This window comes from Amorphoplanes friuliensis DSM 7358 (assembly GCF_000494755.1).
Lineage (GTDB): Bacteria > Actinomycetota > Actinomycetes > Mycobacteriales > Micromonosporaceae > Actinoplanes > Actinoplanes friuliensis.
The window spans coordinates 7,674,154-7,698,459 of the sequence record NC_022657.1 but is presented as its reverse complement, the minus strand read 5'-3'; the positions used below and the strand labels follow the sequence as shown (position 1 = coordinate 7,698,459).

Sequence of the window (24,306 nt, the reverse complement as noted above, 5' to 3'; positions counted from 1 at the left end):
GCGTGGCGTCCGCAGCCGTACTCTTGGCGCTTGTGGCAAGTTCGACGTCCCTAGCGAAGCGGCTGCTCCTCGGCCGGCCCTTCCGCTCCGACCGGTTGCAGCACACGCTGCTCCCGAAGCGGATCGCGCTGCCCGTCTTCGCGTCGGACGCGCTGTCCAGCGTCGCGTACGCGCCCGACGAGATCCTGCTGACGCTCTCCATCGCGGGAGCCGGCGCCTTCATCTACTCGCCGTGGATCACCCTGGCCGTCGCGGTCGTGATGGTCACGGTGGTCGCGAGCTACCGGCAGAACGTCCACGCGTACCCGTCCGGCGGCGGTGACTACGAGGTGGCGACGGTCAACCTCGGTCCGCGCTTCGGTGTGGCGGTGGCCAGCGCTCTGCTGGTGGACTACATCCTGACCGTGGCGGTGTCGGTCAGCGCCGGCGTCGCCAACCTCGGTTCGGTCGTGCCGTTCGTCGCCGAGCACAAGATCGGGATCGCGATCGCGGCGATCGTGGTCCTCGGCGCGCTCAACCTGCGGGGGCTGCGGGAGTCCGGCACCGCCTTCGCCATCCCCACGTACGCGTTCATCTTCGTGATGCTCGGCATGATCATCACGGGGCTGGTCCGGGTCTTCATCCTCGGTCAGGACCTGCGGGCGCCCAGCGCCGACCTGATCATCTCGGCCGAGGAACACCACCTGACCAGCTTCGCCTTCGTCTTCCTGCTGCTGCGGACGTTCTCCTCGGGCTGTGCCGCGCTGACCGGTGTCGAGGCCATCTCCAACGGCGTGCCCGCCTTCAAGCCGCCGAAGAGCAAGAACGCCGCCACCACCCTGTTGCTGCTCGGTGGCATCGCCATCCTCATGCTGGTCGGCATCGTGATGCTGGCCCGGGCCACCCACCTGCAGTACGTCGAGGACCCGCTCACGCAGATCGCCGGCGGGCCGGCCAACTACGTGCAGAAGACCGTCACCACGCAGCTGGGCGAGACGGTGTTCGGCAACGGCTCGATCCTGCTCTACCTGCTCGGCGCGGTCACGGCCCTCATCCTCTTCCTGGCGGCGAACACCGCGTTCAACGGTTTCCCGGTCCTCGGCTCGATCCTGGCCCAGGACCGGTACCTGCCGCGCCAGCTGCACACCCGCGGCGACCGGCTGGCGTTCAGCAACGGCATCATCTTCCTGGCGGTCGCCGCGATGGTGCTGGTCGTGGCGTTCGACGCCGAGGTCACACGGCTGATCCAGCTCTACATCGTGGGCGTGTTCGTGTCGTTCACGCTGTCGCAGGCGGGCATGATCCGGCACTGGAACAGGCTCCTGAGAACCCAGCGGGACGCCGAGGCCCGCCGCCGCATGATCCGGTCGCGCACCATCAACACCTTCGGGATGGCCCTGACCGGCGCGGTGCTGATCGTCGTGCTGATCACCAAGTTCCTGCTCGGCGCGTGGATCGCGATCGCGGCGATGCTGGTGATCTACGTGCTCATGCTCGGCATCCACAAGCACTACACGCGGGTCGCCCAGGAGCTCGAGCCCAGCGACGAGCGCCCGGTCCTGCCGTCGCGCAACCACGCGGTCGTGCTGGTCAGCAAGGTGCACAAGCCGACACTGCGTGCCGTCGCGTACGCCCAGGCGACCCGGCCGGACACGCTCACCGCGGTCACGGTCAACGTCGACGACAAGGACACCCGGCGGATCCAGGACGAGTGGGAGCGCCGGCAGATCCCGGTGCCGCTGACGGTCGTCGACTCGCCGTACCGGGAGATCACCCGGCCGATCATCGACTTCGTCAAGAGCATCCGGCGCGGTTCGCCGCGCGACGTGGTCACCGTCTTCGTCCCCGAGTACGTTGTCGGCCGCTGGTGGGAGAACCTCCTGCACAACCAGAGCGCCCTGCGCATCAAGGGCCGGCTGCTGTTCGAGCCCGGCGTGATGGTCACCAGCGTGCCGTGGCAGCTCCAGTCCAGCCAGGACCGCGACCTCGAACGCCTGGACCGTGACCTGAGCCGGGCACCCGCGCGCGGGCCGCGCACCCGGCGTACCGATCTGCCGGTGGCCGCCGAGCCGGCGGCGCCCGAGACCAGGGAAGAGCAGAAGTGACCGACGAACTGTACGAAGGTGACCGCGTCGAGGTCACCGTCGGTGCGCCCGCGCACGGCGGGCACTGTGTCGCCCGGATCGGTGGCGCGCACGGCCGGGTCGTCTTTGTCCGGCACGCCCTGCCGGGGGAGCGGGTGACCGTCGAACTGACCGAGCTGCACAAGGGTTATCTGCGCGGCGACGCGGTCGAGATCCACGAGGCTTCCCCGGACCGGGTGGAGGCGCCCTGCGTTTATGCCCACCCCGGTGGCTGCGGTGGCTGCGACCTGCAGCACGTCGCGCCGCCCGCCCAGCTGGCCTGGAAGACCTCCATCGTGCGTGAGCTGCTCGGCCGGATGGGTGGCCTGAGCGCCGAGCGGATCGCCGAGCTGAACGTCGAGGTCGAGCCGCTGCCCGGCGGCCCGCTCGGCTGGCGGTCGCGGGTCCGGTACGCCGTGGACGCCGCGGGGCGGGCCGGTCTGCTGCAGCACCGCTCGCACCAGGTCGTACCCGTGGACCGGTGTCTGATCGCCCACCCGGCTCTGCAGGAGCTGGACGTGACCGCCAAGCCCTGGCCGGACGCGGCAGCGGTCGAGGTTGTCGCCTCGACGGGCGGCGACGTCAGCGTCGTGGCCCGCGCAGCCGGCGGACCGCTGCTCTCGCCGGTGGACGGCGACCCGCTGCTGGACGAGGCCCCCGGTGGTTCCCGTGTGCTGGTGGACGGCCCGGCCGAGGTGCGTGAGCAGGCCGCCGGCCGCGAGTGGCGGGTGCCGCCGGAGGGCTTCTGGCAGGTGCATCCCGCCGCGGCGGACACGCTGGTCAGCACCGTGCTCGAGCTGCTGCAGCCGGCACCCGGCGAGACCTCCTGGGACCTGTACGGCGGCGCGGGCCTCTTCGCGGCGGCCGTGGCCGGGCGGACAGGTGCGCGGACGACCGTGGTCGAGTCGTCGCCGGTCGGTGTGGCCGCGGCACGGACCAACCTCGCGGATCTCCGTGGTGTCGAGGTCGTCCCGGCCAAGGTGGACGTGGCCCTGACCCGGCGCCGGATCACCGGCCCGGTCGATCTGGTCGTGCTGGACCCGCCGCGCACCGGCGCGGGCGCGAAGGTCGTCAAGGGGATCACCGCCGCCGGCCCGCGGGCCGTGGCCTACGTGGCCTGCGACCCGGCGGCGCTCTCCCGTGACGTGCAGACGTTCGGCGCCGAGGGTTACCGGCTGGCCGAGCTGCGGGCCTTCGACTGCTTCCCGATGACCCAGCACATCGAGTGTGTTGCCCTACTGGTGCGCGGGAGCTGACGCGGCGCGCTCCTCGAGCTCGTGCGGGTCGTCGTCGTAGCTGGTCTCGTCGAACGGGTCCTCGCCCGACAGCACCGCCCGGGCCTGGTCCTGGTCGATCTCCTTGGTCCAGGTGCCGACCAGGACGGTCGCCACGGCATTGCCGGCGAAGTTGGTCAGCGCGCGGGCCTCGGACATCAGGCGGTCGATGCCGACGATCAGGCCGACACCGGGAACCAGGTCGGGGCGGTGGCTCTGCAGGCCGCCGGCCAGGGTGGCCAGGCCGGCGCCGGTGACACCCGCGGCGCCCTTGGACGCGAGGATCATGAAGAGCAGCAGGGAGATCTGCTCTCCCACCGACAGCGGGTTGTCCATGGCGTCGGCGATGAACAGCGAGGCCATCGTCAGGTAGATCGCCGTGCCGTCGAGGTTGAACGAGTAGCCGGTCGGCACCACGATGCCGACGACCGGGCGGCTCACGCCCAGGTGGCCCATCTTGGCGATCAGCCGCGGCAGGGCCGACTCCGACGACGAGGTCGACAGGATCAGCAGGAACTCGCGGGCCAGGTACCGGAACAGCTTGAAGATCGACATGTGGGCGACCAGGCGCAGCAGCAGGCCCAGGATGACAAAGACGAAGAGCAGGCAGGTCACGTAGAAGCCGACCATGATGCCGGCCAGGCTCTTGAGCGCGTCGAAGCCGGTCGCGCCGACCACCGCCGCCATCGCGCCGAAGGCACCGATCGGGGCGAGCCACATCACCATCGCCAGGATCTTGAAGACCAGCCGCTGGAAGACCGAGACCACCCGGATGATCGGCTCGCCCTTCGCGCCCAGCGACTGCACCGCGAAGCCCACCAGCAGGGCGACCAGCAGGGTCTGCAGCACCTCGCGGGTGATGATGGCGCCGAGCAGCGACTCGGGGATGATGCCGAGCACGAAGTCGACGCCCGACTCGGCCTCCTGGCTGACCTGCTCGGCGCCGGTGGCGGCGAGTTCCTCGCTCAGGTTCAGCCCGGCGCCCGGGTGCAGGATGTTGCCCACGACGAGGCCGATGGCCAGCGCGACGGTCGACATCAGGAGGAAGTAGCCCAGGGCCAGCCCGCCGACCCGGCCGACCTGAGCGGCCTTCCGGATCGAGCCGACGCCCAGGACGATCGTGCAGAAGATCACCGGCGCGATCATCATTTGGATCAGGGCGACGAACCCCGTACCGAGGGGGCGCAGCGACTTGCCCACCTCAGGGAAGAGGAAGCCGACGGCTATGCCGAGCGCCATCGCGACCAGCACGGCGATGTAGAGGAAGTGGCTGCGGTCGCGGCGTTTCGCCGGCGCTGCTGCATCGACGGTCATGGCTCCTTCCTACCCCAGCAGGTGATCTGAGTCACCTCGGCGCTGATGTGCAGGTTTTGTGGAGGAGGTCTCTGTAGCCGTTCGCGCCAGATGCGGGTGAGCCGTTCGCCGATAGACTGACTTCCCATGAGCGAGCTCAGTGATCAGACGACGGCCGGCCTTCTCCCGGGTATCAAGACCCCCGCCGACCTCAAGCGTCTCGACCCTGACCAGCTCACCCTGCTCGCCGCGGAGATCCGCGACTTCCTGGTCGCCAAGGTGTCCCGGACGGGCGGTCACCTGGGCCCCAACCTCGGCGTCGTGGAGACCACCCTCGCGCTGCACCGGGTCTTCGACTCCCCGCGCGACCGGGTCCTCTTCGACACCGGCCACCAGGCCTACGTGCACAAGATGGTGACCGGCCGGCAGGACGGATTCGAGCGGCTGCGCCAGCGCGGCGGGCTCTCCGGCTATCCGAGCCAGGCCGAGAGCGAGCACGACCTGATCGAGAATTCCCACGCGTCCACGGCCCTGTCGTACGCCGACGGCATCTCCAAGGCCTTCGCGCTGCGCGGGGAGGAGCGGCACACGGTCGCGGTCGTCGGTGACGGCGCCCTGACCGGTGGCATGTGCTGGGAGGCGCTCAACAACATCGCGTCGGCGAAGAACCGCCTGGTCATCATCGTCAACGACAACGGCCGGTCCTACGCGCCGACCATCGGCGGGCTCGCCGACCACCTGTCCACGCTGCGCCTCAACCCCGGTTACGAGCGGGTGCTCGACCTGGTCAAGGACGCGCTGGGCTCGACACCCGTGGTCGGCAAGCCGGTCTACGAGGTGCTGCACGCGGTCAAGAAGGGCATCAAGGACGCGGTCAGCCCGCAGCCGATGTTCGAGGACCTCGGCATCAAATATCTCGGCCCGGTCGACGGGCACGACATCCAGGCGATGGAGTCGGCGCTGCGCCGGGCCAAGGGCTTCAACGCCCCGGTCATCGTGCACGCGGTGACCCGCAAGGGCTACGGCTACCGTCCCGCCGAGGACGACGAGGCCGACTGTCTGCACGGCCCCGGCGCCTTTGCCATCGAGACCGGCAAGCTGCTCGCCGCGCCGTCGGTCAAGTGGACGAACGTCTTCGCCGAGGAGCTCGTCGCGATCGCGGACGAGCGGCCCGACGTCGTGGGCATCACCGCCGCGATGGCCGAGCCGACCGGCATCGCCGCCCTCCAGAAGAAATACCCCGAACGCACCTACGACGTCGGCATCGCCGAGCAGCATGCGGTCACGTCCGCGGCGGGCCTGGCGATGGGTGGTCTGCACCCGGTCGTCGCCGTCTACGCGACTTTCCTCAACCGCGCGTTCGACCAGGTGCTGCTCGACGTGGCGATGCACGGCCTGCCGGTGACGATCGTGCTCGACCGGGCCGGCATCACCGGTCCCGACGGGCCGAGCCACTACGGCATCTGGGACATGAGCGTCTTCGGCGCGGTCCCGGGCCTGCGGATCGCCGCGCCGCGCGACGCCACCACGCTGCGCGAGGAGCTGCGCGAGGCGGTCGCCGTCGACGACGGCCCGACGATCGTGCGCTTCCCGACCGGTTCGGTCGCCGCCGACCTCCCGGCTCTGCGCCGGGTCGGCCCGGTCGACGTGCTCCGCGAGGACGACCGCAAGGACATCCTGCTGGTCGCCGTGGGTGCGTTCGCCAAGCTCGGCATGGAGGTCGCCGAGCGGGTCGCGGGTCAGGGGTACGGCGTGACCGTCGTCGACCCTCGCTGGGTCCGTCCGGTCCCGATCGAGCTCGCTTCGCTCAGCCGGGGGCACCGCCTCGTGGTGACCCTCGAGGACGGCATCCGCGCCGGTGGTGTCGGCGATGCCGTCGCGAGCATGCTGCGCGATGCCGGCGTCTCCGTGCCGCTGCGTGACCTGGGTGTGCCGGCGGGTTTCCACCCGCACGGGACCCGCGCCGAGATCCTGACCTCGCTCGGTCTCACCGCGCAGGACATCGCCCGCGACGTGACCGAGTGGGTCTCGCAGCTCGAGGAGGCGGCCGCGGAGCACCAGCCGCAGGGCTGATGGTCAACGAGCCGTTTTGTTATCCATCCGTTACCTTTGAGTCATGGCGGCGGAGACGTTCGGCGGCGCGACGGTAGTCATCGACCTCGGTCTGGCCCGGGGCGAACCCGACGAGTACGCCCGGCCGGTGGGGTCCACCGTTCCGGCCTGGTTCGCCCCGGTGCTCATCGCCGTGGTGGTGCTGCTGTCGTCCGCCGCCTCGGCCGCGCCGCCCCCGCCGGTCCTGTCGCCGCTGCTCAGCCTGCAGGTCGGGCCGGCTGACCCGTACACCCTGACTGAGGGCGGCGACCTGCTCGCGCAGACGTACGGGCAGCTGAACGCGTACGCCCTCGACGATGGGCGGCTCAAGTGGCAGGCCGGGTCGTCGTCTCCGACCTACCGGCTGCGCACCGGCGGTGGTCTGGTGCTGATGCGCCCGTGGAGCGGCAACCGCGGTGACCCCGGCACCACCGCCATCTCCCTGACCAGCGGCGCCGCCCAGTGGCGGCGCTCCGGCAACGTCGTGACCATCCCCGGCTCGGCCACCCTGCTCGCCGTGTCCGGTGTCCGCAGCAGCTCCGGCTCCGGCCGCCGGGTGCAGGGAACCGTCGACGCGGTCGATCCCGCCACCGGCAGCACCCGGTGGCAGGTCACCGTCCCGTCGACGGCCGTCCTGCTCGGTGTGCCGGGGCCGGTCGGGCAGGACCCGCGGATGCTGCTCGTGCACGACAGCCGGACCGCCGCCGTGCACGACCTCAGCACCGGCAAACAGCTCGCCGGCACCGCGCTGCCGGCCGCGGACTACGGTCCCGACAACCCGGTCGTCTCCGGCGGGCTCCTCCTGCTGCGCCACCCCACACCCACCGGGCGGATGGTCAGCGCCTTCGACCCGGTGACGCTCGAGCAGCGCTGGAGCCGGCCCGCCGGGTACGCGTTCGGCGTGACGTCCTGCGGCCGGCTCGCGTGCCTGACCGGCCCGGACGGGGTCCGCGCGGTCGACCTCGCCGACGGCCTCCAGCGGTGGTTCAAGGCCGGCTGGCGTGGGGTCGAGCAGCGCAACGGGATGGTCGTCGCGTACGGGACGCGGACCGGGGAGACCGATCCGGTCGGCGTGATCGACCCGGAGACGGGTGCGGTGCTGACCGATCTGCACGGATGGCGTCCCGTGCCCGCGTCCGGCGGCGGTGACCAGCTCGTCGTGACCAGGCCGGCCGACGGCGGAGGTCGTACCATGGTCGCGATCGCCGGCCCCGGGGACGCGGGACCGCGGGTGCTCGCCGACCTGCCTCCGGGTACGGGTGACTGCCAGTCCGCCCCGAGCCGGCTGGTGTGCCGGTCGTCCGCCGGTGATCTGATCGTCTGGGCGTACCGGAAGAAGGGGTGATCGTGGCGCTGATCGAGCTGAGCCTGGACTCGCCGGCTCCGCCCGAGGCAGCCACCCCGCCGCCCGCCTCCTTCTATCGCCGTGCCGGGCTCGCGCTCACCGTTGTGCTGGTGCTCGCGCTCGGTGGGGCCGCACCGGTCTCGTCGATGCTGTGGTCGCGCCTCGGCGGGGTACCGCTGCCGGCCGGCGGCGACTTCCAGGTGACCACCGACCGGATCTTCACCATGGATCTCGACGCGAGCCCCCGGGTCCTGACGGCGTGGCAGTCCGACCCGGTCCGCCGGCTCTGGAGCATCGAGGCCACCGGCTCCGGAGATCCGTTCCTGGTCCGCGACGCGACCGCCGATCTGGTACTCGTCCAGCAGGGAAGCAGCATCTCGGTGCTGGATGGCCGCACCGGAAACCTCCGCTGGACCTCGGACGTGCCCGTGCAGCGGCTCACCGGGACGGTCGGCGTGGTCCGGAAGGAGACGTTCCGGCCCGGGACCGAGTACGACCCCGAGTCCGGTGACCCCGGCCGCCTCTACGGCGTCTTCGGCGATTCGCTGCACACCGAACCCGCCCTCAGCACGGAACTGCGCGGTGTCGAGCTCGCCACCGGGCGTCCGCTCTGGTCGTTCAAGGTGCCCGGGTCGGCCTTCACGGCCTGGCCGGACGAGCCGGGATCGGCCTTCGCGGTGCTCTCGGCGCAGAAGCTGACCCTGATCTCCGCGGAGACCGGCCGGGTCGTGCGCGAGCGGACCGTCCCCAGGATCGACGGTCAGGGGCCCGCCATGGGTGAGGTCGTCGACAACATGGTCATGGTCCACTACGGCGCCTTCGGCGCGGGCGGGAAAGTTGTCGCGTACGCGCTGGACACCCTCGACGAGCGCTGGCACCAGGACCAGCCCGACCCGTCCGGCAACCCCGCCGCCTGTTACGGCGTGAGCTGCACGGTCACCCGCGACAACCTCGTGGTCCTCGACGTGGACACCGGCGAGCCGAAGTGGCAGGCGTCCGGACCGGACATCCTGTCGTTCGGGCCCGCCTCGGTTCTCGAGGTCCGCAACCTGACGACGCCGGTGCGCTCGGTCAGCCTCGGCACCGGGCAGACCGTGGCCGACCTCGACGGCTGGCGCGACTACTACCAGGTCCGGGGCGAGCCCGCCGTCCTCCTGAGCCGGCCCCAGGACACCCGGACGACGGCCTTCGGGGTGCTGCGGGCGGGCCGTACCGCGGTCCAGCCGCTCGGTGTGCTGCCCGCCAACGTCCTGCAGTGCCAGGCCGCCCCGGGCACCGTCGTCTGCCAGACCTTCGAACAGCTCGAAGTGTGGTCCTACCGCGGCTGACCCGCCCGATCTTCGTCCACCCGGCGCACAATGGCGGCGTGGGAGATGTCCTGATCGACCTGGGTGAGCAGCACGGGCGGCTCCCGGACGTCCCCGCGCCCCGCCGCCGGCCGGCACACCGCTTCCGGATCGCCCTCGCCGTCCTCACCGCCGTCCTGCTGATCACCATCACCGGTGCGGCGCCGCGTCCCGCGCCCGCCGAGCCGATCACCGTCCCGGCCCGCATCGGCGACAACATGTTCGTCGACCGGACCCGCGTGTACGTGGTCAGCGCCGGCCCCGCCCTCCACGACTCCGCGGTCAACAACAAGATCGTCAGCACGTACGCCCTGCCGGACGGGCAGCTGCTGTCCCGGACCACGGTGGCCGTCACCGGCGCGATCTTCTCGGTCATGTCGGTGGGGGAGACGATCCTGGTGTCGTACCAGGTCGACACGGTCGGCGCCGAGGCGACGGTGGCGCTCACGGCCGGCTCCGACCAGGCGCTCTGGCGGGTTCCGGCGCGCCTGCTCAGCGTCTCCGGACCGGCCGGCCTGGTGCTGCTGCGCGAGAACAGCCCCCAGTTCGGCGACCTCCACTGGTACGGCGTCGACCTGCTCACCGGCCGTCCCCGGTGGACGTTCGAGCAGCCCGTCCAGGGGTACACGACCTACGCCGGATCGGACTCGGGCTTCCCGCCGCACCTCGTCACGGCCACCACCGGCGGGCACATCGAGGTCCGCGACACCGTCAGCGGCCGGCTCGTCACCGAGACCGACGTCGAGGCGCCACCCGGCTGGTCCCGCCGGGGCATCACCGTCTGGCCCGTCGGAGACCTCCTGCTCGTCGGTGGTCTCGGCGGGGTCACCGCGTACGCCCTCAGCGACCTGAGCCGGCGCTGGCACAGCAGTGTCGAGTTGTCCGGTCACTGGGTGCAGGAATGTGTCACCGCCATCTGCGTCTTCGGGTACCAAGGGGGTGTCGAGGCGCTCGACCCGGTCACCGGCCGGGTCCGCTGGACCGCCGACCGCTGGACCAACGCCGAGCCGGTCGGACGATATCTGCTGGTCAACGGCCGGGAAGGGCTCGAGGCGAGCTACCCGCTGGCGGTCGTCGAACCGGAGACCGGCCGCGTCCACGGCGACTTCGGCATGTGGCGGTCGACGGGCGAGGTGCGGGCCGACGGCACGGTTGTCGGGCTGCGCCAGCGCATCGGCGAGGATCTGGTCTTCTACGCCCTGCTCGACCCGGCGACGGTCAGCCTCCGGGTGCTCGGCTCCGCCACCCACGTCTCCGGCGACTGCCGGTCGACGCCCGAGGTGCTCGTCTGCCGCCGGATCGACGCCTCCCTGGCGATCTGGCCCCTGACCGTTTCGTAACCGACCGGTAGCCTGCATTTACGGCCTCTTCACACGTCGGCGGCGAGGCTTGGCGGCGGACTGACTTTGACTTTCGGAGGACCGCGGGTGCGCGTGCTGGTGGTGGAAGACGAGCGGAACCTCTGCGATGCGATCGCGCGAGGGCTCCGCCGCAAAGGCATGGCGGTCGACGTCGCTTACGACGGCCTGACCGGCCATGAGATGGCCTACGTGACCCGGTACGACGTGGTGGTGCTGGACCGGGACCTTCCGGGCATGCACGGCGACGAGATCTGCGCCGCACTGGTCGCCTCCGGTGCGCTGACCCGCGTCCTGATGCTCACGGCGAGCGTCACCGTCGCGGACCGCGTCGAAGGCCTGCAGCTGGGCGCCGACGACTACCTGCCCAAGCCCTTCGCCTTCGAGGAGCTCGTCGCCCGCGTCCAGGCCCTCGGCCGGCGAGCCACCCCGGCCGCGCCGCCGGTGCTGACCGTCGGCGACCTCGTCCTCGACCAGGCCCGGCGCGTGGTGACCCGCGGCGGCGCGCCCATCGACCTGACGAACAAGGAGTTCGGCGTCCTCGAGGAGCTCCTCAAGGCCCGCGGCGGTGTCGTCTCCAGCGAAGAACTGCTCGAACGCGTCTGGGACGCCAACACCGACCCGTTCACCACGACGGTCCGGGTCACGGTGATGACCCTGCGCAAGAAAGTCGGCGACCCACCCCTGATCGAAACGGTGGTCGGCGCGGGATACCGCGTCCCCGAGCCCGTCGTCGTGATGCCCGCCGGCGGCGGGGCGTGACCGTCTACGCCAGCCGGCGCGAACGGATGCGGCTCCGGCCGACCCTCCGGCTCCGGCTGACCCTGCTGAACGGCATCCTGCTCGTCGGCGCCGGTGCCATCCTCGTCCTGCTGGCCTGGCTCCTCGTCGGCGACGCGCTCCACCCGGCCGACGAGCTGCAGGCCGGCACCCAGGTGCTGCTGTCCGACGGCCGCCGGCTCGACGCCCTCACGTGGCAGACCCAGCTCGTCGACCGCGCCTCCCGCGAACTGCTGCTCAAGGGGCTGCTCGCGCTCTTTGCCATCGGCCTGATCGGCATCGCCGGCGCGTACGCCGTCGCCGGCCGCGCCCTGCGACCCCTCCACTTCGTCACCGCCACCGCCCAGCGGCTCGGCGAGGAAACCCTCGACCAGCGCATTCGTTACTCCGGCGCCGACGACGAGGTGGCCGAGCTGGCCCGTACCTTCGACGCGATGCTCGACCGGCTCGCCGGCGCCTTCGAGTCCCAGAAACGCTTCGTGGCCAACGCGTCGCACGAGCTGCGTACGCCCCTGGCCGTCATGCGTACCGAAATCGACGTGACCCTCAGCGACGACGAGGCCGACGTCGCCGAATACCGCCGCATGGCCAAAGTTGTCCGCAACGCCTCCGAACGCGCCAACGGCCTCGTCGACGCCCTGCTCGTCCTGGCCCGCAGCGAAGCCCAGTCCGGCCGCCGCCTGGTCCGCAAGGTCCCCGCCGACCTGGCCACCAGCGTCTACAACGCGCTCTCAGCGGTCAAAGCCGAAGCCGAACGCATGAAACTCGACGTCACCACCGACCTCCAGGCCGCCCCTGTCGTCGGCGACCCGAGCCTCCTCGACCGCCTCGCGGGCAACCTCATCGAGAACGCGATCCGCTACAACCACCTGATGGGCAAACTCTGGCTCCGCACCCAGAACGTCGACGGCCACGCCCTGCTGGTCGTCGGCAACACCGGTTATGAGGTCGACCCGGGCGACGTGCCCGGCCTCTTCGAACCGTTCCGCCGCGGCGGCTGGGAACGCACCGGCTCGCGGGGCTCGGGTCTTGGCCTTTCGATCGTCCGCGCGGTCTGCGACGCCCACGGCGGGACGGTGTCCGCGGTCGCCCAGAACGGCGGTGGCCTCGAGGTCACGGTCAGCCTCCCCGCCGCCGACACCACCCCGGTCGTAGCAGCCACCGCCACCGTCCCCCGCACCAAAGGCCTCGGCGTCGCCCCCGGCTGAGCCGTCACGGATTCTCTTGGCTGGTGGGTGATCGGTGCGGCACTGCTCAAAGGCCCGGGTCTTCGCGGTCGAAGGCGTGGCCGCCGCTACCCGGTAGGACATTCGTCGGCCACGGCGCGAGGGGTGAGTCGGCCGGCGGGCCGACGCGTTGATCACGGGGAGGCGGGCCGTTTCGCGGTAGGTCGCAACGAGCCGCTACTTGGCCTGGTCGTCACGGCGGAGCAGGGCTTTGCTATTCCGGGTCGCGGCCAGCTCCAGGGCGCTACGGGCATGACGTCACGGCCATCGGCCTGCCGCGGCCTCGCCGCCTGCCATCATCACGGCTGTCGTGGGACTTGCAGAGCGGGTGTGGCTGCACTGATAGATGGCAACGGCCCGGGCGTCCGCCCGGGCCGTTGGATCGCTTGCAGGAGAGAAGCTAGGCGGCGAGTCGCAGGTCGTCGGCTTCGCGGCGGATCGTGCGCCAGCGGGAGGCGCTGATGCCGAGTTCGGCGGCCAGGTCCGCTTCGGTGATGTCCGGGCGCTGCGACTTGATCTTTGTGGCGGCTTCGATGGTCTCGGCCGGGGTTCGACGGGGCTTTGTGGTGGCCTTGGCCGAGGAACCTGGCTTTGTGCTCGTGGCCCGCGCGGTGGTTGTGGTGCGCGAGCTGGTCGAGCGGGCGGGGACCGCCTGCTTGGCGGTCGGTGTGGGCGCGGCCGTTCGTGATCCCTGGCGGGTCAGCGTCGGGGCGAAGGCCGACACCTCGGCTCCCCGGGTCTTGGGCAGACCGGCGCGGGGGAGGGTGGCAGCAACCTCGGCCAGCGCGGCGACCGTGGTGGCGCTCCGGCGCGTGCTGCCCGGCGTCCGGCCCGGAACCGGGATCAGGCCGGGCACCGCATCGCCCGACCCGGCACTGCCGGCCGCGGGGATGGCAGCGGCCTGAGCGGTGGAACCATCCCCGACAGCGGACGCTGCGGTGGTCACCGACGCGAAGGCCGGAACCTGCGCGCCGGCTGGGACCTGCGCGCCGGCTGGGACCTGCGCGCCGGCTGGGACCTGCGCGCCGGCTGGGACCTGCGCGCCGGCTGGGACCTGCGCGCCGCCCGCGGCAAAGTTCCCGCCGGTGAGGTGGCTTTCGGCGGCGATCTGCGATCCTGCCGCGGTGAACTGCGTCGGGGAGACCGCCTGCGCAACCGCCGCGAACTCGGCTGCTTCCCGGGCTGCGTTTCGTTCTGCTTCCAGGGTGGAGATGCGGCCGCCGAGTTCGACCAGGCAGATGCTGGCGACGATGATCAGGCCGTCGACCGACAGGGGCAGCAGGTAGGGCGAAGCGCCCGTTTCGCCGTAGCGGGCGGCCACGCCAACCATGTGCCAGTAGGAGACCCAGGCGGCGATGCCGGCGATGGTTGCTGTGGCGAGCAGGCGGGCGAAGGCCAGGGAGCGGCGGTGGACCGGGACCCGCGAGATCAGTTCGACCGTGAGGAGGAGGGCGAGCGGGGGCCAGGCGGCGATGGCCTGGCTGATCGGGTTGTCCAGGGCGTGGAGGATGTTCGCGACCACGGAGGCCGCGACGCCCAGGACCAGCGTTGCTCGCACTGCCCAGCGGACACGGCGAAGCTGCGGGAGTAGCACCTGACGCTCCTCTGCCAGTCGTAACGAAAGATCAGATCCCGGAGGGGACCCGGCGAACCATGCTGTCCGCTCGATGTTTCGTTACGGCATCGGTGGAGCCCACGCCGCGGACCGAGTCGTGTTCGTGTCGGGAGCGAGACGAACGTGTGACTTGGCCCGACGGCGTGTCAGTTTGACTTCTTCTCGATCTGGCCTCGGAGGCTCGGGAGTTCGCTCTTGGCCTGGCTCATCGACTTGTAGTACCAGATGATCCAGCCGACGCTGCCCTCGTCGGCCCAGCCGCACATGATCAGCGGTGCGCCGCCGGCCTCGCCGCGGCCGCATTTCGCCGCACCGCCCAGGCGGCCCGGGTCGGCGGTGGAGATGCCGGTCAGTTTGAGGCCGCTGACACCGGCGCCGAGGAACGTGCCGTCGAGTTCCCTTTTCGGGTCGCTGACGTCGGCCGCGGCGGCCGCGACGATGACGATGTCCTGCTTGGCCGGGGTGCCGTAGAGGGCGCCGACGGTCTCCGAGGCGTTCGGCACCTTGGTCAGGCCCTGCTTCAGCTGCTCGGCCGCGCTCGCGAACTGCGGGTCGGTCAGCTTGGGGCGTCCACCCAGCGTCCTCGGCTCCACCACGGTGATCGTGGAGGCCGGCGGCTCGGTGGTCGTCTTCTCGGTGGGCAACGTCGGCGCTGTCGGCGCGGCCGAGTTCAGGGTGTCCACGATGCTGTCACTGGCGTTGCGACCGGCCAGGTAGATCGCGGTGCCGCCACCGACGCAGAGCACGAGCACCACGGCGATCGACACCAGCGTGATCGGGAGCGCCTTCGACTTCTTCTTCGGCGGCGGCGGGTAGCCCTGCATCGGCGGCCCGGACTGCGGATAACCCGGCTGGGCATAGTCCGGCTGACCGTACTGCGGCTGCCCGTACTGAGGCTGCCCGTACTGCGGCTGCTGGCCGTACTGAGGCTGACCGTAATCCGGCTGGCCGTACTGAGGCTGGCCGTAGGAAGGCTGGCCCTGGTCGGGCGGCGGGTAGGAAGGCTGGCCCTGGTCGGCGGGCGGCCCGTAGGAGCCGGACGGCGGGTACGAGGGCTGCGCCGGAGGGCCGTAACCCGGCTGCGACGGCGGCACGTCCGGGTTGGGCTGGCCCTGGTAGGGATAGCCGGGCTGCGACGGGTACGGCTGCGTCGGCGGATTTCCCGGCTGGCCGGACCAGGGCGGGCCCGAGCCGGGCTGCTCAGGGTAGGGCTGGCCCGGGTAGGGCTGGTTCGGGGGCTGGGACATCAACGCTCCAGAGATCGGGACACAGCAGAGCGAGCCTAGCGGCCCTGGTCATCGGTCGGCGTCCCCCGTTACGCGAGCCCCGCCACACCGAACGTGCCGGTGCGGCGGGGTCCGGAACGTCAGGCCTTCTTCTCGATCTCGCCACGCATGGTGACGAATTCCTTCTCGAGGTCCGCCCGCTGCTTGAACATCATCGCGATCATGCCGACGCTGCCGTTGTCGGACCAGACACAGACCGCCATGGGTACGCCCGCAGTGCTGCTGTCGCCGCACTTGGCGATGCCGCCGAGAGGGCCCGGGTCGGTGTCGGTCATCGCGTCGACCTTGATGCCGCCCTGGCCGAGGCCCTGGGTGAACTCGTCGAAGCGGCTCTGTGCGGAGCCGCTGATCGAGGACGCGGCGGCGACCATGACGATGTCCTGCTTCTGCACGTCGCCGTAGATGGCGCCGACGGAGCCGGTGGAGCCCGGGATGCGCGACATCTCGCCGTCGAGGCCGTCGATGCTGCTCTGCAGGGCCGCGTCGGTGGCCTTTTCGCGACCGCCCAGAGTCGTCGGCTCGACGACGGTGATCTTGGCTGCGTCGACGACCTCTTCGACCTTGTCCTTGGCGGCGAAGAAGGTGATGACACCACCGGCGATGCACAGCATGGCGACAACACCGACGACGATCAGCACGATCTTCAGCGCCGACGACTTCTTCTTGGCCGGCGGCGGTGCGCCGTACTGCGGGGCGCCGTACTGGCCCTGGCCCTGGTCGGCGGGCGGCGGGTAGGAGCCGGGCGGCGGGTAGGAACCCTGGCCCTGGCCGGGCGGCGGCGGGGGGTACGAACCCTGGCCGGGCGGCGGTGGGTAGGAACCGGGGGCCGCCGGCGGCTGGTAGCCACCCTCGGGCCCGGGCTCACCGGGGTAGGGCGGCTGGTACGGCGGCTGTGACATAAGGAAGCTCCAGAACTAAAGACGTCAGCCGCCGGAGCCTACCGAGGACGAGCAACTCGTGGCGTCGCGTAACCGTCACTGTTGGAACACAGTGGTATTGCAAAAGTCACCCCCGCACCTGGGCAGGTACGGGGGTGACTGAAAAACGGTCAGGCCGGGAGGCTGGCGACACCCTGCGGCAGGAACCGCTTGCCCGTCACACGCTCCGACGTGCCGCTGCGGTCGAGGTACGGCGTCACACCACCCAGGTGGAACGGCCAGCCGGCACCGAGGAGCATGCACAGGTCGATGTCCTGTGCCTCGGCCACGACACCTTCGTCCAGCATGAGCCGGATCTCCTCGGCCAGGGCGTCGAGCGCCTTCTGGCGTACCTGGTCGCCGGTCAGGGGAGCGGAACCGCCCTCGACCAGCTTGACCACCTCGGGGTTGATCTCGTCGTCGACCATGAGCGGCAGGCCGGCGTCGACGATCTTGCGGAGGTTGGGGCTGTCGCCGTAGCGGTCCGGGAACGCCTGGTGCAGCGTCTCGCCCACGTGTAGGCCGACGGCGGGGCCGACGAGCTGCAGCAGCGCGATCGGGCGCATCGGCAGGCCCAGCGGGTCGAGTGCGGTGTCGACCACGTCGAGGGGCGTACCGGCGTCGATGGCGTTGAAGACCTCGCTGGTGAAGCGGGTCAGCAGGCGGTTGACCACGAACGCCGGGGCGTCCTTGACCAGCACCGACGACTTGCGCAGCTCCTTGCCGACCGCGAACGCCGTGGCCAGCGTCTCGTCGTCGGTCCGCTCACCCTTGATGATCTCGAGCAGCGGCAGCACGGCGACGGGATTGAAGAAGTGGAAGCCGACCACACGTTCCGGGTGCTCGAGGTCGGCGGCCATTTCGGTCACCGACAGCGAACTCGTGTTGGTGGCGAGCACTGCCGAAGGGCTGACGATCTTCTCCAGCTCGGCCCAGATCTGCTTCTTGAGGTCGAGGTTCTCGAAGACGGCCTCGATGACGAAGTCGGCGTCGGCGAAGACGGACTTGTCGACCGAGCCGCTGACCAGGCCGCGCAGCTTGGCCGCGGTGCCCTCGTCCATCCGGCCCCGGCCGACCATCTTGTCGATCTGGCCGCCGACGTACCCGACGCCCTTGTCGACGCGGGCCTGGTCGAGGTCGGTCAGGACGACCGGCACCTGCAGGCGGCGGGCGAACAGCAGCGCCAGCTGGGACGCCATCAGACCGGCGCCCACGATGCCGACCTTGGTGACCTTGCGGGCCAGCGACTTGTCGGGCACGCCCACCGGGCGCTTCGCACGCCGCTGCACCAGGTCGAACGCGTACAGGCTGGCGCGGGACTCGTCACCCATGATCAGGTCGGCGAGGGCCTGCGTCTCCGCGGCCGTACCGTCCTCAAAGGTGGCGTCCTTCGCGAGAGCAAGGAGCTCGAGGGCCTTGTTGGCCGACGGGACGGCGCCGTGGAGGCGCTCGTCGAGCTGCTGCTTCGCGAAGAAGAGCACGCCCTCCCACATGTCCTTGTCGACCTCGGGACGCTCGACGGTCACGTCACCGTTGACCACACCCGCCGCCCACTCGAGTGAACGCTCGAGGAAGTCGGCCGGCTCGAACAGCACGTCGGCGATGCCCAGCTCGGCGGCCTGCTTCGGCTTGAGGACCTTCTGGGTGAGGGGGTTCTGCAGGATGACCTGCGCCGCACCCGGCACACCGATCAGGTTGGGGAGCAACTGGCTGCCACCCCAGCCGGGGATCAGGCCGATCGCGACCTCGGGCAGGCCGAGCGCCGCGGCACCGCCGGACACCGTCCGGTAGTGACAGTGCAGCGAGACCTCGAGGCCACCGCCGAGCGCCGCGCCGTTGATGAACGCGAACGTCGGGATGGCCGAGTTCTTGAGCCGGGCGAAGACCGAGTGGCCCAGCTCACCCAGCGCCACGGCCTGGTCCCGCGACGTGATGAACGGCATGCCGGTGATGTCAGCACCGACACAGAAGATGTACGGCTTACCGGTCAGCGCGATGAACGCCGGCTCGGCCGCCGTGGCCTCCGTGATCGCCTCGTCGAGCGACCGCAGCCCGGCCGGGCCGAAGCTGTTCGGCTTCTTGTAGTCCAGGCCGTTGTCGAGCGTGATCAGCGCAGCGGGCTTGTCCAGCCCCGGCACGCGCACCAGCCGGACGAGAGCCTTGGTGACAACCTCGTTGGGGTAGTCCGGGAGTGCCGTCACTTGTCGTTTCCTTCCCAGTTCGGGTTCTCCCAGATGACCGTGCCGCCCATGCCGATGCCGATGCACATGGCGTTGATGCCGTACCGGACCTCGGGGTGCTCGGCGAAGTGGCGGGCCAGCTGCGTCATCAGCCGGACGCCGGAGCTCGCCAGCGGGTGCCCGATCGCGATCGCGCCGCCCCACGGGTTGACCCGCGGGTCGTCGTCGGCGATGCCGTAGTGGTCGAGGAACGCCAGGACCTGCACGGCGAAGGCCTCGTTGAGCTCGAACAGGCCGATGTCGTCGATGGTCAGACCGGCGAGACGCAGGGCCTTCTCGGTCGACGGGATCGGGCCGTAACCCATGATCTCCGGCTCGACACCGACAAAACCGTACGAGACCATGCGCATGGCGACGGGAAGTCCCAGCTCACGCGCGGTCTCCTCGTCGGCCAGCAGGGCCGCCGTGGCGCCGTCGTTGAGGCCGGCCGCATTGCCCGCGGTGACCTTGCCGTGCGGCCGGAACGGCGTCTTGAGCGTGGCCAGCTTTTCCATCGACGTCTCCCGCGGAGCCTCGTCGACGGTCGCCAGACCCCAGCCCTGCTCGGCGTTGCGGATCGCCACGGACACCATGTCGGGCTGCAGCTTGCCGTTCGCGTACGCCTTGGCCGTCTTCTCCTGCGAGGCCAGCCCGTACGCGTCGACACGCTCCTTGGTGATCTGCGGCAGACGGTCGTGCAGATTTTCGGCGGTCGAACCCATGACCAGCGCGGACGGGTCGACGAGCTTCTCGGCCAGGATCCGGGGGTTCGGGTCGACACCCTCACCCATCGGGTGGTGGCCCATGTGCTCGACACCACCGGCGATGGCCACGTCGTAGGCGCCCATCGCGATGCCACCGGCGACGTTGGTCACCGCGGTCATGGCGCCGGCGCACATCCGGTCGATGGCGTAACCGGGAACGGTCTTGGGCAGCCCGGACAGCAGGGCGGCCGTGCGACCGATGGTCAGCCCCTGGTCGCCGGTCTGCGTGGTGGCGGCGATGGCCACCTCGTCCACACGCTCGGGCGGAAGCTGCGGATTACGCCGCATCAACTCACGGATGCATCGAATCACCAGGTCGTCGGCGCGGGTCTCGGCATACATGCCACCCGCCTTGCCGAACGGGGTGCGGACGCCGTCGACGAAGACGACCTCGCGGCTTACTCGGGGCACAACAAGCCTCCTTGCAGGCGAACCCAGGGGGATTTCATGCTACTCGTCGGTAACTTGTTTGCCTACCTCGGTGTCGGATCCACCTCGACCGTAAGTGAGAAGACGATCAAATTCAGGATGTCGCACCTGGTTGCATGGTTCTGACCGTCGCTCCCGCCGATTGCCGGCTGCGTGCATGGCAGACCCGTTGTGGCTGGTCAGTGCGGGTAGGTGCGCGCCAGCCGGGGGGTGATCCCGGCTCGGAACCTCTCGATGCGGGTGCTGATCTGGCGCATGCCGACGGTGTCCTCGAGGCGGTCGAGGTAGAGGTTGTGGCGGGCCAGGGCCGGGAGGTCGACGGTGAAGTAGACGGCCATCAGCGGGTTGACGAAGAGCGTGCTGTCCGCCGTGCGGGTCGTGAACTGCTCGTTGCCGCTGGCGCCGCGGGTGGCCGCGGCGATCTGGCCCTGCACGATGCTCGGCCGCATCGGGGTCGTGGCCTGGGCGTCGGCGACCGCGTCGCGGTAGAGCGCCGCCTCCCGGCCGTGGCCGGGGATGGACAGAGCACCCAGGTAGGCGCCGTCGCGGTCCAGCGTGGCGAGATTTTCCAGCACCTGGACGTGGTTGACGCCGTGGTACGCGTCGATGCCGAAGCCGAGGCAGGTCACCAGCCGGGTCGGCACGTCGAGTCCGGCCACGGCGCCCAGGCTCGCCATGTCCTCCTCCGGCGTGCCCAGCCCGGCCTCGTCACCGCGCATCAGGATGTCCGTGCCACCGTCGACCAGCACGATCGCGTCCACGGCGTACCGGGTGATCAGGTTTTGGTAGGCCGCGCGGAGCGGCTGGACGCCGGTCCGCGGGAAGGCGTGCACGGCCGGCGGCATGTCGTGGGCCGCGAGCCACCGCGCGAGGGTCCGCTCGGGGAAGTAGTCGTCGGGTCCGCGGGTGTCCGGCATGATCAGCGCCAGGTCCGGGTCGAGCCAGGCTTCGAGGTCGAGCAGGCCCAGCTGGGTGAAGGACAGGTTGGCCAGGTGGACATCCACGCCGGCGTCGCGCAGGGCGAACGCCAGCGGTAACCCGGCATATATGTCGAAACCGCCACCGGCGCCCGCGAGGAGCACCGACCGGGCTCCCTCGAGCGCGGTGAAGAGCGGCGGCTTGATCAATCTGCCGGGTCGGCCGGAGTCTCGGGCTGGGCGTCGGGCTGCACCTCGGGCAGGGCCTTGGCGATGTTGTCGGCGAGCAGGACGACCTGCCAGTTGCGTGCGCCGAAGCCGAGGAGGGTGTCCGCCACGGCCTGCGGGGTGACCTCCTCCGGCGGGGACCAGGCCAGCCGGCGGATGAAGTCCGGGCTGATCAGGTTTTCCGGCGGCAGGGTGTGCGCCTCCGCGGTGCTGATGACCACCTGGCGGCAGCGCTGCAACCTCGCGGCGGCGATCGGGTCGCGTTCCGCCCAGCGGTGCGGGGGCGGCGGGCCCTCCACCGGCACGTTCACCGGCAGCTCGTCGTCGGGCAGGGCGCGGGCGGCGTCGAGCGCGTCGAGCCAGACCCGGGCCAGGCGGCGGACCGAGCGGCCACCGAAGCCGGGCAGGCCGAGCAGGGTGCGTTCGTCCTTGGGGTCCAGCTCGGCCGCCGCGATGATCGCCGAGTCGGGCAGGACACGACCCGGCGCCGAGTCGCGGCGGGACGCCACGCCGTCGCGGGCGTACCAGAGGGCGCGGACGCGGGACTGAGCGCGGGCACCACGGACTCGGTGTATTCCCGACGTGCGGCGCCACGGGTCGGGGCGGGTGCGGGGCGGACGGTCGGCGCTGGCCACGAGGGCCTCGAACTCCTCGGCGGCCCAGGCGGACTTGCCCTGCCGGTCGAGCTCCGCGGCGAGCAGGTCGCGCAGGTCGGTGAGCATCTCGACGTCCAGGGCGGCGTACGTCAGCCAGGACTCCGGCAGCGGGCGGGTCGACCAGTCGGCCGCCGAGTGGTGCTTCTCCAGCGAATAGCCGAGCAGCTGCTCGGTCAGCGCGGCCAGGCCGACACGCTCGAAACCGGCCAGTCGGGCGGCGAGCTCGGTGTCGAAGAGCTTGCGCGGCTTCATGCCGATCTCGGCCAGGCAGGCCAGGTCCTGGCTCGCGGCGTGCAGCACCCACTCGGTGTTCGCCAGCGCCTCGTCGAGCGTGCTCAGGTCGTCCAGGGGCATCGGATCGATCAGGACGGTGCCCGAACCGGCCCGGCGCAGCTGCACCAGATAGGCCTTCTGGGTGTAGCGGTAGCCGGACGCGCGTTCCGCGTCGACGGCCACGGGGCCGGTGCCGGCGGCCATGCGCGCGACAACTTCGGCCAGCTCAGCGGCGGTCTCCACCGGCCTCGGAGTGCCGTCCCGGGGCGCCGTGAGGGGAACGGACGTGCGGGCAGGCTCGGGCTCGGGACCGCCAGACATCGGGTCGGGCGGCACGGCGTGCGGTCCGTCCCCTGCTTGGTCCGGCGCGTCCCGACGGCGCAGGGGTGCTTCGTCGGTCACCACGTAACCGTACGGGGGTACCGCCCCCCTGGTGCGCAGCCGGGTCCCGGCGCGTCGGGCCTCGATCCACTCGACTCTTTGAAGAAAGCTGCCCGAGGCCCGTCCGCGGACCCCTTTTCGTCCGTACTACCGGCCGGAGCGTCGACACCCGGGAGGCCCGTGCCGCATGACGACTGCCTACGACCCCTTCGGGGTGCCGGGCCCGCGCCGGGCACCGCAGGATCCGCTGCTCAGCCTGCCCGACCACCCCTCGGGTGAGTGGGCCACCGCGCCGCGTGCCGTCCCGCGGATAGGGCATCCGCGCCCGGCCCGCCGTGCCCCCGGGCCGTACCTGCCGTCGCCCACGGGCGCCGCGCCCTATCCGGTGGTCGCCGAACCGTCGAGCGAGCCTGCTGTCCTCAACGGCCGCGGCCGGAGCCGGCTGATGACAATTCTGCTGGTCATCGTGCTGCTGCTGGTCGCCGGCTGGCAGGCCTGGCGCCTGGACCGGGTCGACCACCGCCTCGTGACCAGCACCGAACAGCTCACGGCGGCGATCGGCCGCCAGGATCAGCTCGCGGATCGGGCCGACCGGCTGGAGAAGCAGCTCGCCGCGGTCTTCGACCCCGAGGCGATCTCACAGACCGTGCTCCCGAGCGTCTTCCGGGTCCGGGCCGGCAACTTCACCGGTACGGCGTTCTCGGTCGGCGACAAGGCGGCGGACGGCCAGGCGAACCTGCTGACGAACTACCACGTGGTCGAGTCGGTGTGGGAGTCCGGTAACCGCAAGGTCTTCCTCGAGCGTGGCAAGGACGAGCTGTCCGCGACCATCGTCAAGGTCAGCAAGAACAAGGATCTGGCGCTGCTCCGCGCCAACCGCAAGATCGCCGGGCTCGACACCGCCCCCGCCACGGTCAAGCCGGGCCAGCAGGTGGTGGTCGTCGGCGCGCCGCTCGGCCTCGAGGACACCGTGACGACGGGTGTTGTCAGCGCCTACCGGCCCGACGACGCCGAGGGCCCGTCGATCCAGTTCGACGCGCCGATCAACCCGGGCAACTCCGGCGGACCCGTGGTGAACAGCGAGGACGAGGTCATCGGACTCGCCACCGCAAAAGCCCGTGACGCCGAGGGCATCGGTATCGCCGTACCGATCAAGACCGCTTGTGACGCCTTCAAGGTCTGTTAGTTCGCGTCCGCCCGCTGGCGGTTGTTGAGAGATGTCACGCCCGGGGGCGGAAGGCCCGCGGTCGAGGCGAGCATCGTGCACCAGCCCTGGAGGTGGGCGCCGAGGTCGTCGGAGGTCGGCGTCCACGAGGCGCGGATCTCCAGGTCGGCGGTCGGCGCCGGACCGGCGAGCTCGCCGAAGCGGGTCGACGTGGTCTGGGTGATCGTGCCGCCGATCGCGGTGTAGGCCGCCGCGTGCTGGTCCAGGCCGTCGCTGAGCCAGGTCCAGGCGACCGCGGGCAGCAGCGGGTCGCCGGCCATGTCGGACTCCAGCTCGGCCGTGATCAGGGTGACCAGCCGCAGGTTGCCCTGCCAGGCGTCGTGCCCGTCGGGGTCGTGGAGCAGGATCAGCCGGCCGCTCGCCACCTCGTCACCGTCGCGCAGGACGGTCGCGCTCAGCGCGAACCCCCACGGGGCGAGCCGCTGCGGCGCGGCGATCTCCTCGAGCAGGATCTCCTCGCGCGGCGCAGCAGCCCGGAGCCCGGCGACGGCGCGGGTGAACGCCTCGGGTGCAACGGACGTGGGCGCCATGGGACGAAGCCTATGCCGATCACCGCGATCCTCCCTTGCGCGGCGCGCCGC

17 protein-coding genes and 1 pseudogene are annotated in these 24,306 nt (G+C 71.0%); 9 read left to right on the top strand and 9 right to left on the bottom strand.

Going from position 1 to position 24,306, the window contains the following annotated elements; translation table 11 throughout:
• Positions 1-32 precede the first annotated feature (32 nt).
• On the top strand, positions 33-2,084 hold the full coding sequence (locus tag AFR_RS35445) for an APC family permease (RefSeq protein WP_041841384.1): 2,052 nt from the start codon (positions 33-35) through the stop codon (positions 2,082-2,084).
• Positions 2,081-3,358, top strand: a complete 1,278-nt coding sequence (locus tag AFR_RS35440) for a class I SAM-dependent RNA methyltransferase (RefSeq protein WP_023561644.1) — start codon at positions 2,081-2,083, stop codon at positions 3,356-3,358. The genes AFR_RS35445 and AFR_RS35440 overlap by 4 nt, the downstream gene beginning before the upstream one ends.
• Here the strand turns inward: AFR_RS35440 and AFR_RS35435 are convergent.
• Positions 3,338-4,690 carry a cation:dicarboxylate symporter family transporter gene (locus AFR_RS35435; RefSeq protein ID WP_023561643.1) on the bottom strand — a complete coding sequence of 451 codons (1,353 nt, stop codon included), beginning with the start codon at positions 4,688-4,690 and terminating at the stop codon, positions 3,338-3,340. The two genes, AFR_RS35440 and AFR_RS35435, sit on opposite strands and share 21 nt — an antisense overlap.
• A gap of 126 nt (positions 4,691-4,816) precedes the next feature.
• Between AFR_RS35435 and dxs the strand changes: the two genes are divergently transcribed.
• The 6 genes from dxs (at position 4,817) to AFR_RS35405 (ending at position 12,797) form a co-directional block, all read left to right on the top strand.
• On the top strand, positions 4,817-6,742 hold the full coding sequence (dxs, locus tag AFR_RS35430) for a 1-deoxy-D-xylulose-5-phosphate synthase (protein WP_023561642.1): 1,926 nt from the start codon (positions 4,817-4,819) through the stop codon (positions 6,740-6,742).
• Between the two features lie 43 nt (positions 6,743-6,785).
• Positions 6,786-8,105: an outer membrane protein assembly factor BamB family protein gene (locus tag AFR_RS35425; RefSeq protein WP_023561641.1), complete on the top strand. Its 1,320-nt coding sequence runs from the start codon at positions 6,786-6,788 to the stop codon at positions 8,103-8,105.
• A 2-nt stretch (positions 8,106-8,107) separates the two neighbouring features.
• Entirely contained in the window at positions 8,108-9,433 is a 1,326-nt protein-coding gene (locus AFR_RS35420) for an outer membrane protein assembly factor BamB family protein (protein ID WP_148308177.1), read from the top strand.
• Between the two features lie 38 nt (positions 9,434-9,471).
• The gene (locus tag AFR_RS35415; protein ID WP_148308176.1) at positions 9,472-10,791 is read left to right on the top strand and encodes a hypothetical protein; all 1,320 of its coding nucleotides are present in this window, start codon (positions 9,472-9,474) and stop codon (positions 10,789-10,791) included.
• Positions 10,792-10,878: 87 nt separating this feature from the next.
• On the top strand, positions 10,879-11,571 hold the full coding sequence (locus tag AFR_RS35410; protein ID WP_023561638.1) for a response regulator transcription factor: 693 nt from the start codon (positions 10,879-10,881) through the stop codon (positions 11,569-11,571).
• Between the two features lie 26 nt (positions 11,572-11,597).
• Entirely contained in the window at positions 11,598-12,797 is a 1,200-nt protein-coding gene (locus tag AFR_RS35405; RefSeq protein ID WP_052359874.1) for a sensor histidine kinase, read from the top strand.
• 1,153 nt (positions 12,798-13,950) lie between these two features.
• On the opposite strand, the pseudogene AFR_RS48865 reads toward AFR_RS35405, so the two are convergent.
• The 7 genes and pseudogenes from AFR_RS48865 to AFR_RS35370 form a co-directional block, all read right to left on the bottom strand.
• Positions 13,951-14,409, bottom strand: a pseudogene (locus AFR_RS48865) (DUF2637 domain-containing protein); the annotation flags it as partial.
• Between the two features lie 167 nt (positions 14,410-14,576).
• The gene (locus AFR_RS35395) at positions 14,577-15,677 is read right to left on the bottom strand and encodes a hypothetical protein (RefSeq protein WP_023561635.1); all 1,101 of its coding nucleotides are present in this window, start codon (positions 15,675-15,677) and stop codon (positions 14,577-14,579) included.
• Positions 15,678-15,796: 119 nt separating this feature from the next.
• Positions 15,797-16,615: a flagellar basal body-associated FliL family protein gene (locus AFR_RS35390; protein WP_023561634.1), complete on the bottom strand. Its 819-nt coding sequence runs from the start codon at positions 16,613-16,615 to the stop codon at positions 15,797-15,799.
• Between the two features lie 149 nt (positions 16,616-16,764).
• Positions 16,765-18,834 carry a 3-hydroxyacyl-CoA dehydrogenase NAD-binding domain-containing protein gene (locus AFR_RS35385; RefSeq protein ID WP_023561633.1) on the bottom strand — a complete coding sequence of 690 codons (2,070 nt, stop codon included), beginning with the start codon at positions 18,832-18,834 and terminating at the stop codon, positions 16,765-16,767.
• On the bottom strand, positions 18,831-20,027 hold the full coding sequence (locus AFR_RS35380; RefSeq protein WP_023561632.1) for a thiolase family protein: 1,197 nt from the start codon (positions 20,025-20,027) through the stop codon (positions 18,831-18,833). The genes AFR_RS35385 and AFR_RS35380 overlap by 4 nt, the downstream gene beginning before the upstream one ends.
• 197 nt (positions 20,028-20,224) lie before the next feature.
• A complete protein-coding gene (locus AFR_RS35375; protein ID WP_238547178.1) occupies positions 20,225-21,127 on the bottom strand; it encodes a DUF1152 domain-containing protein in 903 nt (300 codons plus the stop codon).
• Between the two features lie 41 nt (positions 21,128-21,168).
• On the bottom strand, positions 21,169-22,521 hold the full coding sequence (locus AFR_RS35370; RefSeq protein WP_084298243.1) for a ribonuclease D: 1,353 nt from the start codon (positions 22,519-22,521) through the stop codon (positions 21,169-21,171).
• A 166-nt stretch (positions 22,522-22,687) separates the two neighbouring features.
• On the opposite strand from AFR_RS35370, the gene AFR_RS35365 reads away from it, so the two are divergent.
• Positions 22,688-23,686: a S1C family serine protease gene (locus AFR_RS35365; RefSeq protein WP_023561629.1), complete on the top strand. Its 999-nt coding sequence runs from the start codon at positions 22,688-22,690 to the stop codon at positions 23,684-23,686.
• On the opposite strand, the gene AFR_RS35360 is transcribed toward AFR_RS35365, so the two are convergent.
• Entirely contained in the window at positions 23,683-24,255 is a 573-nt protein-coding gene (locus AFR_RS35360; protein WP_023561628.1) for a DUF3000 domain-containing protein, read from the bottom strand. The genes AFR_RS35365 and AFR_RS35360 overlap by 4 nt on opposite strands.
• Between the last annotated feature and the right edge of the window lie 51 nt (positions 24,256-24,306).